Here is a 12,940-nt window from a genome sequence, read left to right as displayed (position 1 = left end):
GCGCTCAGTGATTTTGAGGAAACATCACCCGATGGGTTTCCGCGTCGAATCCGGTCTTCATCTGGAAACGATTCTGGATGAGGTTCGCGCGCTCAGCAGCCGGCCGCGCGCTGATCTCAGCGTGCAGCTTTGCTGCACGAGGATAAGCGGCAAGTCCTTCTTCGCCAAAAATGATGGGCGCCATATTGGCCCATCCCCAAAATGCCATATCGGCGATGCTGTACTCGCTGCCCGCCAGATATGGGTTCGTGGACAGATGATCCTCGATCACCTGATAGTGCCGCTGCGTCTCCTTCAGATAGCGGTTCTGCGCATAGGGCAGGGTCTCGGGTGCATGGCGCAGGAAATGGACGGCCTGGCCGGAAAAGGGCGACAGGCCGGTCGCCACGAAGAAGAGCCATGACAGCGCCGCGCCGCGCTCCTTTTCATCTGCCGGCAGAAAATGACCGTGTTTTTCCGCAAGATAAAGCAGGATCGCGTTGGAATCGAAAACCGTCACCGCGCCATCGACGATGACCGGAACCTTCCCGTTGGGATTCAAGGCGCGAAACGCGGGATCGTGCTGATCGCCTTTCAGAATATCGATAGCGATGGTCTCATATTCAAGGCCGAGCTCTTCAAGGAGTAGGCCTACCTTCATCGGGTTAGGCGTATGATGAAAGTAGAAGCGCAGCATATATCTATCTCCAGAAGCGTTCAAGGAAAGTGATGGTCCGACCGGATCTTGTGAGCCGGTCGGACCCTGTAAGACATTAGAACTTGATCTCTGCTGTCACGCCATAGGTGCGGGGCGCGCCCGGCAGATAGGGATATCCTGCCGGGCCAGCATAGCTGACGCCAAGCGAGACATATTTCTTGTCGAGCAGATTTTTCCCCCAGAAACGGATACTGGTGTTCTGCGTCGGCGAGTATTTCAACTGCGCGCTCAGCAGACCGTATCCATCCTGCTTCAGGAGATTGTCGGGTTCAAAATACAGCCGCGATGTACGGTAGTAGTCGACCGAGAATTGAGCATCGCCTCGCCCGGTATCCACGGTATAGCTCGCACCGACGTTGAAAACATATTTCGCCGAAAGCGGAAGCTGATTGCCGCTGGCATCGATCGAAATGGCGGGAATGGTGCCGCCAACATAGCCGAGCGCCGGATCGGTGTTGGGGTTTGGCGGCGCCGAGGGGGCGTTTTTGTATGATTTGTAGGTAGCATCAAGATAGGTGAAACCGCCATGCGCGCTGAAATGTGACGTCAGTGCAGCCTCGGCTTCCAGTTCAAAGCCCTTGATACGCGCGCTGTCGGCATTCGACAGAATGATGGAACCTGACCTGATCAACTGTACCTGTGGATCTGCAACCCTGTAGTAGAAGGCGGCCCCGTTCAGTCGCAGGTGGCGATCGAAAAGCGAGGTTTTGAAACCCGCTTCAAAGGCATCTACCGTCTCTGGCCGCTGTGCGGGCGCTGTAAAGGGGATAAGATTATATCCGCCTGACTTATAGCCGCGACTATAGGACGCATAGCCAAGAATGTCGGGTGTAAACTTGTAGTCTATTGCAGCGCGGTACGTCAGCTTGTTCAGCTTCGTCGTGTCCGGAGCGACCGGGAAGCTGGCGATCTCGGTTCCATCGTTGATCAGGGCCGTTCGTCCCTCGCCTGATGTGCTTTCATGGGTATAGCGCAGCCCACCCGTCAGGCTCAGTCCCGGCACGACCTCTAAAGTCGCTTGGCCGTAGCCAGCGTAAGATTTTGCTCGCTGTTTGGCAAAGATTTGCACCCCATTGTAACCGGGACCCGAAAAGAGCGGGCCACTGAAATCGGATGGATCATATTCGCTCAGAGCGTTATAATAGAACAGGCCGGCGACGTAGGTGATCGCCCCCTTCTTGCCAGCAAGCTGCAGTTCCTGCGTGAACTGTTTCACGCCGATGTAGAGTGTAAATCTGCCATCGCCTTGCGGCGTGAGATCCGAAACGCCAGGCTGCCTCTCGCGCTCGCTCGTGTAGGCCGTGGTGCTGGTGAGGGTTCCTATGCCAAGATCTTGCTCAATCCGCAAAGAGCCACCTTTGCCCTTGGTTATATTGCGACCATCGATACCGTCTCTCGTGTCATAGAAGCCGGGCAGGGGTGGGAGAACCACGTAGGGCGGCAGGCTCGTGCCGCCCGTATATCCCTTCATGATGTTGCCTTGCGTGCTGACCCTGGACAGCGAGTAATAGCCCGTAAGGACGATCTTGGTGCTGCTGCTCGGTTCCCACAGCAATTTGGAGCGCACGGTGAAATTGTTCTGGAAGCCGGTTTTGTTGCCGGTGGCGATGTTGGTGCCCCAGCCATCAGCCTGATTGGTGCCGCCGACCGTGAGGTCCATTGCGACGGTGTCCGACAGGCCGCCCGTCACGTAGAGATCGCCCTGGAAGGTCTGGTAGTTGCCATAGCCCAGGCTGGCATGGCCCGAAAAGTCGAACGAGGGGTCTGGTGTCACGATGTTGATGACGCCACCCGATGAGTTGCGTCCGAACAACGTGCCTTGCGGCCCTTTCAGAACTTCGACGCGCTCTATGTTGCTGAGCGAGAGAAAACCCAATGGCAGCCGCGTATAGTAAACGCCGTCGGCATAGACGGCGACACTGGACTCGTTGCCGGCAGCAGAGGCATTGCTGCCGATACCTCGCAAAAAGGGAAGGGCTACGCCTGTTCCCTGCGCCACTTGAAGGCCCGGCGTGACCCTGGTGAGTTCCCGAACATCCTTGATGCCGCGCTGCTCCAGCGCCGCATCGTTAAATGCGCTCACGGCGACTGGAACGTCCTGAAGATTTTGGGCACGCTTCTGCGCAGTGACGATAATGTCTTGCACACCGCCAGTCGCGGGTTCTGTTGCCTGATCCTCGGCTCTGGCTGACGTGGCCAGAAAAGCGATTGCGAATGTAGTGATTGTCAAAAACCCGGTCGTGCTAGTCAGGTGCTTTTCATGCCGCTTATACATCGAGTTCCCCTCCCAGGTGATATCATATTTTATTATGGACGGCGCTTCGACCTCGGTTGCGCGATGGGAATGCCACGCTTTCTCGATAACCTGACTTGTCATCTCATTCGCCCGCGTTGATGTTCTCGAAATAGGGTTTGCTTTAACAAATGGAGCATTGCGGAGAGGGCGCGCTCCGGCGGCGCTCATGGTAGGCGTGAAGGGATCGGCCCTGTCGGTTCTACGATCCAAAAAGCGATGAAATGCGCGTTTCTCAACACATCGTTGATCTGCGCTGGCTGGTCTGTGCCTGTTATCGTGACCTGTCAGGAGCACTCTTAGGCGGTGTAAGCCGCATGCGCACAGATGAAGGGAGAGGGCAGCTTGACCACGGCGATGACCAATTTGGTTGAAGCTGACTATCGCGAGATAGTGCAGCAAATCCCCATGCTTCAATTGTCAGGCGATGGGCTGCTTAGCGCGCGCAGCGCAATGGTCGACATGTTCCTCGATCTTCTCCCTCTTGCCGATGATCCTGCGATCCCGCCGCGCACCATCGATGAGGCGCCAGTGATCCTTTTCGAGCCGGCAGTCTCATCGGAAACCGCGCGCGCGGCCATTCTCTATATTCACAGTGGCGGTTTCGTCATGGGTAACGCCGCCATGATGAACGGCTATTGCGCGCGCCTCGCCAACGAGTTTGGTGTCGTCATTGCCAATGTCGACTACAGGCTGGCGCCCGAGGCGCCGTTCCCCGGGCCGCTGGAAGATTGCTATAGCGGTCTTTGCTGGCTGTTCGAGCAGGCTGCGATGCTGAATGTCGATCCTGGACGCATTGCCGTCATGGGAGATAGCGGTGGCGGCGGTTTGGCTGCGGCGCTGTGCCTGCTGGCACGTGATCGCGGTGGTCCCCAGCCCAGCGCTCAGCTTCTAATGTATCCCATGCTGGATTGCCGGACCGGAAGTCCGCAGGAGCCGTGTCCAAATCCCTTTACGGGCGCATTTTTGTGGACCCGCGCCATGAACCAGTTCGGCTGGGGCGCCATGCGTGGCCATCAAGAGGTGGAGGCGGAACAACTGGGTCATTTTTCGCCATCGCTTGCGCGTGATTTCTCTGCCCTGCCTCCTGCTTTCATCGGCGTCGGGACGCTGGATCTCTTCGTGGACGAATGCCTAGCCTATGCCCAGCATCTCCTCCGCGCTGGCGTTTCAGTCGAACTGCGGACGTATCCGGGATGTTTTCACGGTTTCGACAGACTGCCCGGGGACCCTTCCGTTCGTTTCGAGCGCGACCTTTTCGATGCCATCCGACGCATGCTCGCGCTGGACCCAAGCAGCGGGACGAGTCCGGGCCGGACGGCGTAGCTGCATCCTAATGACCAACCGGACGGAGAATAGCATTGGAGCTTGAAGGCAAGAGGGTCGTCATCACTGGCGCCGCCGGTGATATCGGCGGCGCCACCGCGCGTCGCTGCGTTGAAGAAGGGGCATCCGTCATGCTTCTCGACATCGACGAAAACGCGATTGCCGCTGCTGCTGCAGAGCACGCCAGCCTTTTGCACTACCGCCTGGACGTGACGTCGAGCGCCGATGTCGCGGCAGCCGCGGCGGCGGTGCAGGAACGGATGGGCATGATTGACCTGCTTTTCCTCAACGCGGGCATAGAGCAGCCCCATGCGCCCTTTATCGACCTTGACGAGGCACTTTTCGACCGGGTCATGGCCGTCAACGTCAAGGGCGTGTTCCTGATGGCGAAGCACTTTGTGCCGATCATGCGGGACGGCGGCAGTATCGTCATTACCGCGTCGATCGCTTCGCTGATGGGGCTTCCGGGCAATGCAGCCTATTCTGCCAGCAAGGCGGCCGTCGCGGGTATGATGCGCTCTATCGCCACCGACTGTGCGGTGCGTGGGATACGATGCAACACCGTCCACCCTGGCTCTGTGAACAGCCGCATGATGGCACGCTCTGCCGAAGCGGCGACCGGGGGTGGGGACACAACGCTGTTTTACGAGCAGGTATCGGCGATGGCTAAGCTTGGCCGGATGGTCGAGCCCGTGGAAATCGCTGAAATGGTGGTCTTCCTTGGCAGCGATCGGGCACGGATGGTGACCGGTCAGAGCCTTGTCGTGGATGGCGGGACGGTAGCGTGACGCCGATAGTGGGGAGCCGTAGTCAGAGCGGCCGGGAAAGCCGCCATTGCCCGCATAAGTCGCCCTGACCAAGCGACTGCAGCTCCACGAAGACAATCCTATCAAGCCAAAACGGATCGAAGCACATGATCGAACTCTATTACCATCCAACGCCCAACACCTGGAAAGTGGCGATCATGCTGGAGGAGTGCGGGCTCCCCTACGAACTCAAGCTCGTCAATATCCACCAGTCCGAACAGTTTTCGCCCGAATTCCAGAAAATCAATCCCAATGGCCGGGTTCCGGCTATTGTCGATGTCGAAGCGCCAGGAGGGCCTCTTCCGATCTTTGAATCGGGAGCGATCCTTCTCTACCTGGCCGAAAAGAGCGGGCGCTTTCTGGCATCAACTGGCTTCGATCGGGCGGTCGCGCTGGAATGGCTGTTCTGGCAGATGTCCGCCCTTGGCCCAATCGCCGGACAGGCTCATTATTTTCGCCGATATGCTCCGTCAGGCAACGAGCACGCCAGCGACCGATTCACAAAGGAGGCGGCTCGTCTCTATGGGGTCTTGGATCGCAGGCTTGGCGATGTCGAATGGCTCGCAGGGGAATACGGCATCGCGGACATGGCCTGCTGGGGATGGGTATTCTATCATCGCATGCATGGACAGTCGTTCGAGGACTTTCCGCATGTCGGCAATTGGTTCAGGAAGATGTCGGATCGTCCAGCGGTAGGGCGCGCAAAGCGGATCGGTCTCGACAACGTCTCATCCGACATGCTCGCAGTGTATGAGCAGCCCTATTACAATCTTGCCGATGATTACGGAGCTGCGGCCACTAAAGTCCGTTGACCGGTCGCAAGGCGCATCGCGACAGGCGCCAGGGGCGAGGTTGACGGTCGGTCGGCGCATGTCTTGCTCACTTTGATCAAACCTCAAAACTGCTCTGGCGCACTCATTCACGCTAAAAGCCATGCCCAGAATGCGATCTGTCGCAATGAGGGAGGGATCATGAGAGTTTTCATCATCGGCGCCACCGGATTCGTCGGGTCGGCCGTCGCACGTGTTTTCAAGGCAGCGGGCCACGATGTTTTCGGGCTCGCTCGCAATAGTTCCAATGAAACAGTACTACAAGCCGCTGGCGTTACGGCAGTACGGGGAGACGTTGCCGATCTCACCGGGCTTGCAGCACTCGTAAAGCCGTTTGACGTGATCGTCATGGCCGGCATGATCCCCTTTGATGATGAGGCGCCTCTCATGCAGGCACTGGTCGCGGCCTGTCGCGACGGTTCGGACAAGCATCTCATCTTCACGTCGGGCAGCGGGGTGCTTTCTATCGAATCGAAAGATGGTTCCTGGAACCAGGAAACCTTCGCCGAGGATGATGCTTTCCCATTCCCCGCACGTCCAAACCGTGCGGTTCGCATTCAGACCGAAGACCTGGTGCGTCAATCATCGGGGGAGGGACTGCGTACCTATGTCGTTCGGCCGCCGCTCATCTATGGGCATGGTGGAAGCATTCAGATTCCGCAGATTTTCGAGTCAGCGAGGAAGACGGGCAAGGCTTGCTATCTTGGATATGGATTGAACCTCTATTCGGCCGTGCATGTCGACGACCTGGCTGAATGCTATCGTCTTGCCGTCGAGCGAGGAACGCCTGGCGCGCTCTATCATACGGTCTCGGGAGAGGCGAATTTCCGCAGCATTGCCGAGGCGGTTGCGGATGTCGTTGGATGCGAGACGCAAAGCCTGGACTATGAAGCCGCATGCGAGCTCTGGGGCAGCTTCTGGGTAGATATCGCGCTCGCTGTCAACAGCCGGTCAATCGCGCGGCGAACAGTTGCGGAACTTGGCTGGAATCCTCGCCACCTCGACGTGATCGACGACATCCGCAACGGTTCCTATCGTGCCGCCTATCAAGCGGCACAGGCGCAGGGAGGGACGGCATATAGTTGGAAGAGTCACGGCTGACGCGGGATGATGCTCCCACCATAGCCGATGTCATTAAGAGCCCAGGACGGAAAGGTAGACATAGTGAGCAGCATGAACGCGCGATCTCATCTCATCGAGTTGATGAGTCAGGGCAGGCAGCCAGTCGGCATCTTCGTTTCGTCTCTTGATCCGGCTTCGACCGATATCATGGCGCTCGCGGGAGTCGATTTCGTTGTTATCGATGCAGAACATGGCCGTTTCGGGCGAGCCGATATTGAAAACCACGTTCGGGCGGCCAACCTCGGCGGCATACTCCCGTTCGTTCGCATTCTCGAAAATTCGCCGATCTTGATCCAGTCGACGCTCGATCTTGGCGCGCAAGGGGTGCTCGTCCCGCATGTCGACACCGCCGACGATGCCCGTTCTGCGGTCGCGGCTAGCCGATATGCGCCGCGAGGAAAGCGAGGCATGTGTCCGGCCTGTAATGCTGGCGGTTACGGTATGGGGGGATGGTCCGCGCATGTCGATGCGTCCGACGCGAATGTCCTGATCATTCCCATTCTGGAATCTCGCAAATCGATCGAAAATGTTGACGAAATCTTGGCCGTCGATGGCATTGACATCGTCATGTACGGGCCGGGCGACCTTTCGGCGGATATGGGTATCGACTTTGTCAAAGACGGTCATCTCCTGGTTGGGGCTTGGCAGACGATGCTTGCCGCGACGAAACAAGCCGGCAAAAGCGCGCTCGCGCCATGCGGTTTGGGGTTCGATGACGCAGACATGCTGATCATAGAGATGGAGCTCATGCTGCTGCGAAAAACGGTTGCTCGCATGGTAGATGAGACGCGGGCCCATCATGCCTCCCGTTCATGAGGATCAGTCGGCGCGAAATTCTGGTCACTGCGCTCGCGTCGGGTTGCTTCGTGGCTGAATATGGCGATCGAGCGATGGCCGCCGCGTTCGAAGATGCCTATGCAGGTGTCGACCCCGACCTGATTTCGCGGCTACGTCAGATCAGGGCGGGAGACGTCAGCGCGGAAACCTTGTCGCGCTGGCGAAACGCGCTTCCGACGGTCCCAGCCGAAACCCTTCCGCCGCCTGCGCCCCGGCTGGTGCCGAAAGTCATTCCGGGATCCCAGGGCAATCCGCCTGTCTCCATTTTCGTCGTCGACCCTTCGCCGGGGACACGTGGCCGCTCAGCCTATATTTATGTTCACGGTGGCGGATATGTCATGTTCAGTGCTGATCGAAACCCGAGACTCCTTCAGGAAATTGCGCTCGAAAATGACTGCTTGGTGGTGGCCGTTGATTACCGTCTGGCGCCGGAAGCACGCTTCCCGGCTGCGTTGGAGGATATATATGCGACGCTATGCTGGCTTCATGACAATGCGGATGCGCTGGGTATCGACGCCAGCCGCATAGCGGTCGGCGGAGAGAGCGCGGGGGCAGGGCATGTGGCATCGCTGACGATCGCTGCCCGCGACAGGGGTGGTCCCAGAACCGCCTTCCAGCTTCTTGTCTATCCTATGCTCGATGACAGAACCGGTAGTAGCAGGCCCGCCGCAGCCAATGCGGGACGGTTTATCTGGACGCCTGCTTCCAACCGCTTCGGGTGGTCATCACTGCTTGGGATGCCTGCCGGCAGCGATACCGTTCCAGCAGGTTGGGTCCCGGCGCGCGTGAGCGACCTGGTCGGTCTTCCGCCTACCTATATCGCAGCCGGCGCGATTGACCTTTTTGCGCGAGAGAATATCGAATTTGCCAGTCGGTTGATGGAAGCCGGAGTGCCAACTGAACTTCTTGTTGTGCCGGGGGCCTATCATGGGTTTGATCTCGCAGTACCGGACGCGCCGATCTCGCGGCGTTTCACTGCTTCCTGGAAGGCGGCGCTCAAGAAGGCGCTGAGCAAGTAAGGAGGCAGTTGGGTTGTCGAGCCTCAACGTTGGCCTGCTGCCGGTTTGGTGGACGCCGCGCTGGGCGCCATCAAACAACGCGAACTGCCCGCTGAAACGTTATGTTGGTGAGATAGGCTCGCTGGCGCGTAACTGCAGGTCGGGTATGGAAAAATACTATGGCCACTCTATCCCGGACGTTGCCGGGTCATGATCGATATTCTGATCTTTTGATCGACTTCGCTCCACTTTCTTTGCGATCCCGTCCGGCCGGAATGCTAGATAATGCGCTTACGGCTGCGAACGAAGAATGGCGGAAATTACGGCCCTTGTGAGGGAGAGATCATGCTCAAGGACATTGGCGCAAAGCTTGCCATTCAGGAATTGCACGGACTCTACACGGACGCCTTCTACCGTAAAAGCGAAGAAGATTACCGCGATTGCTGGGCATCGGATGGCGAGTGGATCGCATTTGGCCGCTCTACGAAAGGTCGTGAAACCATTGTGGAGTTCTGGCGCACTCTGATGAAAGATCGGCACAATATCCTCCACAGCCCCGTCGCATCGATCATAGAGGTCAGGGGGGAGAAAGCCTTGGGCCGTATCTATGTCACCGAGTCCGTGCGAGCGACTGACGGAAAGCCGCGGATCGTGATGGGTATCTACCATGACGAATATAAAGTGGAAGACGGCCGATGGCGGTTTGCTCGTCGATGGTGGAATCTGACCTATCTTGGACCGCCCGACTTTAGCGGACGGTATTGGGACGCGGTGCCTATGGGGCGGCCGCCTGTTTTTGAAGGGTGGGATACGCCGAACAAGCCGACACTCGAAGAAGTCGCGGCCTACGTACAGTCGTTTGGATGAACATTATTACCTCCCGGCAATGGCGGCGCGAGCTCCTTTCGCGAGAAGGGTGTTGGCAACTTGAGGCTCGACATTTTCGATATATTCCGGCGCTTCTCGATGCACTATCCGACTGGTGGCATTCAAAGATGGGGATGAATATTCAAATGGTTTGTGAGACTGAGTCGGGCGGCAGCCGGGCACCGACGTGGACGCCACATAGAAACGCTGAGAACTAGAAGATTTCAGCATAACCATCTCCAGCCGGTCGACTGCCTGCGCATAGCGCATCATACAGTCCCGGATTTTTCCCCGATCCAGCAATTCCGTCAGTGCATTGCGATCGTCCTCGGACATCATTTCACCATCTCCCGCTGCTTTGCCGGTGCTTTTGAGGAGGCGGCGCGAGAAAGCCTGAAAAGGCCGTCATCGCTCCTGCCAGCACCGGCCATGATTTCTCGGTGAAGTAGGTGAGGAACGACGGCCTGTCTTGATGCGGGATAGCGCAGACTGATCGTCTCGCGACATCGTTCGCCGAGCGAGGGGCGCCGGTCCTTCGAAAATGGAAGGTTGCGGCGTTCATCAGCCGGTGCGAAGGAGGGGGATGCAAAGGGGCGATGACATTAAAGGAAGCGAAGTCGGAGTAAAATCTCTGCGGATGCACGGCACGATCGCCCGTGATTTGGGGCGGGAAATCGTATCCGGGCGGATGCAGCCCGGAACTCTCCTCGACAGCGAGATCGTGGCAAGCAAGCTTAATGGCGTGTCGCGGGCGACCTATCGGGAGGCGGTCAGGATTTTGGCGGCCAAGGGGCTGGTCGAGGCAAAGCCCAAGGCGGGCACGCGCGTTTCGGAGCAGGTGGACTGGCAAGTCCTCGATCCGGATGTGCTGGCGTGGATTTTTTCATCCGAACCCCGACAGGATTTGATCGCACACCTGTTCGAACTACGCCGGGTCATCGAGCCCGCCGCAGCCAGCTTTGCCGCCGGCCGGCGCAGCTTCGCGCAACTCGGCCAGATGGAGGCGGCCTTGAAGGAGATGGAGCGCTTCACGCTTGCCGACGAAAGGGGGCGCGCGGCCGATAACCGGTTTCATTCCGTCCTGCTGGAGGCGTCTGCCAATCCGTTTCTGACGACGCTGAGCGACGGTATTTGTGCGGCGGTGAGCCTTGCCACCATGTTTCGCTTGAACAAGTCACCAGTGCAGCGCGACCCCGTGCCGGACCATTGGCAGGTGTTCGAAGCCATCGCCGCTGGTGACGCTGAACAGGCAGGCGCATGCATGACCGCCCTCATCGACAGAACCTATGTCGATACAAAGGGTGTGTAGCCTCTAGGCTGGATTGACCCGTATCCGCGTCACCCTTCGTTCAGGATCGAGATGAAAGACGAGGTCCGCGCGATTGGGCATTTCATCCAGGATATGGCGTGTCAGCCTTTCATAGTGGAGGATAAAGTGATCGATCTGATCCTGGCTCATCGTTCTGCGGGCAGCGGTCGGGTCTGACGCCAGATGCGCCTTGAGTTGCTCTTCCTGCTGGTTGCGCCAGCGGGCGACGACTTCAAAGTTCGGTGCGGCAAGCAGGATCAGCAAATCCAGACAGGAGAAAAGGCGCTGATACTCGTCGGCCAACCTGTCATTGACATATCGACGCCACAAGCCGTCGGCATCGCCGTAGCGTTCCAGGTCGTTCATGGGTGGGGCTAGCGCGGCCTCGCTCTGCGGGCGGGCACCTATGCACCAGCCTTCGAGCAGGATGATGTCGAGCGGCGGCTCGATGACCGGCCAGGCGGAGGCTGGCAGACGATCGTCCAGGGCCTTGTCGAACGCTGGAAAGACGACCTGGCCTTCAGTTTGGGCTGCCTGGATCAGCGACCGTCCCAGGTGCGCGTCATGTGTGCCCGGTACGCCACGAGTTGCCAGCAGGGGATGAACCTCGGCAGCCAATGCAAGCCGATCCCGCCTTGGCAGATAAAGATCGTCCAGCGCCAATATCTGCGTGCTGAAGCCCTTGGCCCGCAACTGCCCCGCCGCGGCCACCGCCACCGTCGATTTGCCAATGCCCTGCGCGCCGCACAGTCCCACGACGAAGGGGGCATGGCCGTCCGAACGGGGCAGGGGCTTTCTCGACGCGACGAAGGTCGCGATATGATCGGCCAGCGAAGGTTCTTTTCCATTGTCAGGCGACACGATCCGGCGGCTCCTTTCCAGCGACGAAGGCGTCGATATTGGCAAGCGTTTGGAACCCCATGGCGCAGCGTGTCTCGATCGTCGCGCTGCCCAGATGCGGCAGCAGGACGGCATTTTCCAGGCTGGCCAGGTCTGCCGACAGCAGGGGCTCCCGCTCATAGACGTCGAGGCCCGCTGCCGCTGGTCGTCCTGCCTGCAACGCCGCGACCAGCGCCACCTCGTCGATCACCGTGCCCCGCGCCGTGTTGATCAACAGCGCGCTAGGCTTCATGAGCGCCAACCTGTCGGCATCGAGCAGGTGATGGGTTTCCGGGCCACCGGGGCAATGTATCGAGACCACGTCGCAAGTGGCCAGAAGATCTGTCAGGTCCGGCACGAACAGCGCGGGAGGCGCATCTTCGGACATGACGGGGCGGCGGGCGTGATAGGCCACCTCCATGTCCCATAGGGACCGGGCCAGCCGCGCGGTCACCTGCGCGATGCGGCCGTAACCGATCAGGCCGAGCCGTTTGCCCTGCAGGCTTACCCCCATCAGATGGACGGGATGCCAGCCGGGCCAGTTCCCCGCGCGCAATTGCCGTTCGCCTTCGCCTGCGCGCCGTGCCGCCATCAGCATCAACATGATGGCAAGCTCAGCGGTCGAATGCGTCAGTACATCGGGCGTATTGGTAACCATGATCCCCGCCTGCCGCGCAGCGGCGAGGGCGATATGATCGCAGCCGGCACCGAAATTGGCGATGAGGCGTGCCGAAAGTCCACTCTGCCTGAGCATCTCCGCATCGATTCGATCGGTGATGGTGGGGCATAGAATGTCGAACCGCATGAGGGCCTCGGCCAAGTCGCTTCGGGTGAGCGGCTGATCGGTGGCATCGATCGTGACATCATACCGTTGCCGCATCGCATCCAACACAGGCTGTGGCCAGAGGCGCGTTACCAGGATTTTTTGAGGCTCCATCCCTGCTTATCCTCCAAGGCGAAACGCAACATGCGGCTC

General features: G+C 59.0%; 13 protein-coding genes. 8 read left to right on the top strand and 5 right to left on the bottom strand.

Features of this window, described 5'->3' with window-relative positions; genetic code table 11:
- Positions 1-4: 4 nt before the first annotated feature.
- Complete coding sequence (locus BMY84_RS23695; RefSeq protein WP_218147013.1) at positions 5-676, bottom strand: glutathione S-transferase family protein; 672 nt, start codon at positions 674-676, stop codon at positions 5-7.
- A 76-nt stretch (positions 677-752) separates the two neighbouring features.
- Positions 753-2,972: a TonB-dependent receptor gene (locus BMY84_RS23690; RefSeq protein ID WP_177204160.1), complete on the bottom strand. Its 2,220-nt coding sequence runs from the start codon at positions 2,970-2,972 to the stop codon at positions 753-755.
- A gap of 363 nt (positions 2,973-3,335) precedes the next feature.
- Between BMY84_RS23690 and BMY84_RS23685 the strand changes: the two genes are divergently transcribed.
- From BMY84_RS23685 to BMY84_RS23655, 7 genes are all read left to right on the top strand, one after another.
- Positions 3,336-4,316, top strand: coding sequence for an alpha/beta hydrolase (locus BMY84_RS23685; protein WP_218147012.1), 981 nt, complete (start codon positions 3,336-3,338; stop codon positions 4,314-4,316).
- Between the two features lie 35 nt (positions 4,317-4,351).
- Positions 4,352-5,104 carry an SDR family NAD(P)-dependent oxidoreductase gene (locus BMY84_RS23680; protein ID WP_177204158.1) on the top strand — a complete coding sequence of 251 codons (753 nt, stop codon included), beginning with the start codon at positions 4,352-4,354 and terminating at the stop codon, positions 5,102-5,104.
- A 125-nt stretch (positions 5,105-5,229) separates the two neighbouring features.
- Entirely contained in the window at positions 5,230-5,934 is a 705-nt protein-coding gene (locus BMY84_RS23675) for a glutathione S-transferase family protein (protein ID WP_093087101.1), read from the top strand.
- A gap of 159 nt (positions 5,935-6,093) precedes the next feature.
- A complete protein-coding gene (locus BMY84_RS23670) occupies positions 6,094-7,053 on the top strand; it encodes an NAD-dependent epimerase/dehydratase family protein (RefSeq protein WP_093087100.1) in 960 nt (319 codons plus the stop codon).
- Between the two features lie 72 nt (positions 7,054-7,125).
- On the top strand, positions 7,126-7,890 hold the full coding sequence (locus tag BMY84_RS23665) for an HpcH/HpaI aldolase family protein (RefSeq protein WP_256215401.1): 765 nt from the start codon (positions 7,126-7,128) through the stop codon (positions 7,888-7,890).
- A complete protein-coding gene (locus BMY84_RS23660; RefSeq protein ID WP_256215396.1) occupies positions 7,887-8,930 on the top strand; it encodes an alpha/beta hydrolase in 1,044 nt (347 codons plus the stop codon). The genes BMY84_RS23665 and BMY84_RS23660 overlap by 4 nt, the downstream gene beginning before the upstream one ends.
- A 324-nt stretch (positions 8,931-9,254) precedes the next feature.
- Positions 9,255-9,776: a nuclear transport factor 2 family protein gene (locus BMY84_RS23655; RefSeq protein WP_177204156.1), complete on the top strand. Its 522-nt coding sequence runs from the start codon at positions 9,255-9,257 to the stop codon at positions 9,774-9,776.
- A gap of 6 nt (positions 9,777-9,782) precedes the next feature.
- Here BMY84_RS23655 and BMY84_RS23650 read toward each other — a convergent pair whose 3' ends face one another.
- Positions 9,783-10,115, bottom strand: coding sequence for a hypothetical protein (locus BMY84_RS23650; protein WP_093087095.1), 333 nt, complete (start codon positions 10,113-10,115; stop codon positions 9,783-9,785).
- A gap of 244 nt (positions 10,116-10,359) precedes the next feature.
- Between BMY84_RS23650 and BMY84_RS23645 the strand changes: the two genes are divergently transcribed.
- On the top strand, positions 10,360-11,085 hold the full coding sequence (locus BMY84_RS23645) for a FadR/GntR family transcriptional regulator (protein ID WP_093087093.1): 726 nt from the start codon (positions 10,360-10,362) through the stop codon (positions 11,083-11,085).
- A gap of 3 nt (positions 11,086-11,088) precedes the next feature.
- Here BMY84_RS23645 and BMY84_RS23640 read toward each other — a convergent pair whose 3' ends face one another.
- A complete protein-coding gene (locus tag BMY84_RS23640) occupies positions 11,089-11,946 on the bottom strand; it encodes a kinase (RefSeq protein WP_256215395.1) in 858 nt (285 codons plus the stop codon).
- On the bottom strand, positions 11,936-12,901 hold the full coding sequence (locus BMY84_RS23635; protein WP_093087092.1) for a 2-hydroxyacid dehydrogenase: 966 nt from the start codon (positions 12,899-12,901) through the stop codon (positions 11,936-11,938). Before BMY84_RS23635 ends, BMY84_RS23640 begins: the two co-directional genes overlap by 11 nt.
- Positions 12,902-12,940 lie beyond the last annotated feature (39 nt).

Origin of the sequence: Sphingobium sp. AP50, from assembly GCF_900109095.1 — a bacterium.
In the GTDB taxonomy this organism is placed as follows: Bacteria; Pseudomonadota; Alphaproteobacteria; order Sphingomonadales; family Sphingomonadaceae; genus Sphingobium.
This window is presented reverse-complemented; position numbering and strand designations above follow the sequence as displayed.

Coding starts and splice junctions, on each gene's coding strand:
- BMY84_RS23695 (WP_218147013.1), bottom strand. CDS start 676: ATGCTGCGCTTCTACTTTCATCATACGCCTAACCCGATGAAGGTAGGC.
- BMY84_RS23690 (WP_177204160.1), bottom strand. CDS start 2,972: ATGTATAAGCGGCATGAAAAGCACCTGACTAGCACGACCGGGTTTTTG.
- BMY84_RS23675 (WP_093087101.1), top strand. CDS start 5,230: ATGATCGAACTCTATTACCATCCAACGCCCAACACCTGGAAAGTGGCG.
- BMY84_RS23670 (WP_093087100.1), top strand. CDS start 6,094: ATGAGAGTTTTCATCATCGGCGCCACCGGATTCGTCGGGTCGGCCGTC.
- BMY84_RS23665 (WP_256215401.1), top strand. CDS start 7,126: ATGAACGCGCGATCTCATCTCATCGAGTTGATGAGTCAGGGCAGGCAG.
- BMY84_RS23660 (WP_256215396.1), top strand. CDS start 7,887: ATGAGGATCAGTCGGCGCGAAATTCTGGTCACTGCGCTCGCGTCGGGT.
- BMY84_RS23655 (WP_177204156.1), top strand. CDS start 9,255: ATGCTCAAGGACATTGGCGCAAAGCTTGCCATTCAGGAATTGCACGGA.
- BMY84_RS23650 (WP_093087095.1), bottom strand. CDS start 10,115: ATGATGTCCGAGGACGATCGCAATGCACTGACGGAATTGCTGGATCGG.
- BMY84_RS23645 (WP_093087093.1), top strand. CDS start 10,360: ATGCAAAGGGGCGATGACATTAAAGGAAGCGAAGTCGGAGTAAAATCT.
- BMY84_RS23635 (WP_093087092.1), bottom strand. CDS start 12,901: ATGGAGCCTCAAAAAATCCTGGTAACGCGCCTCTGGCCACAGCCTGTG.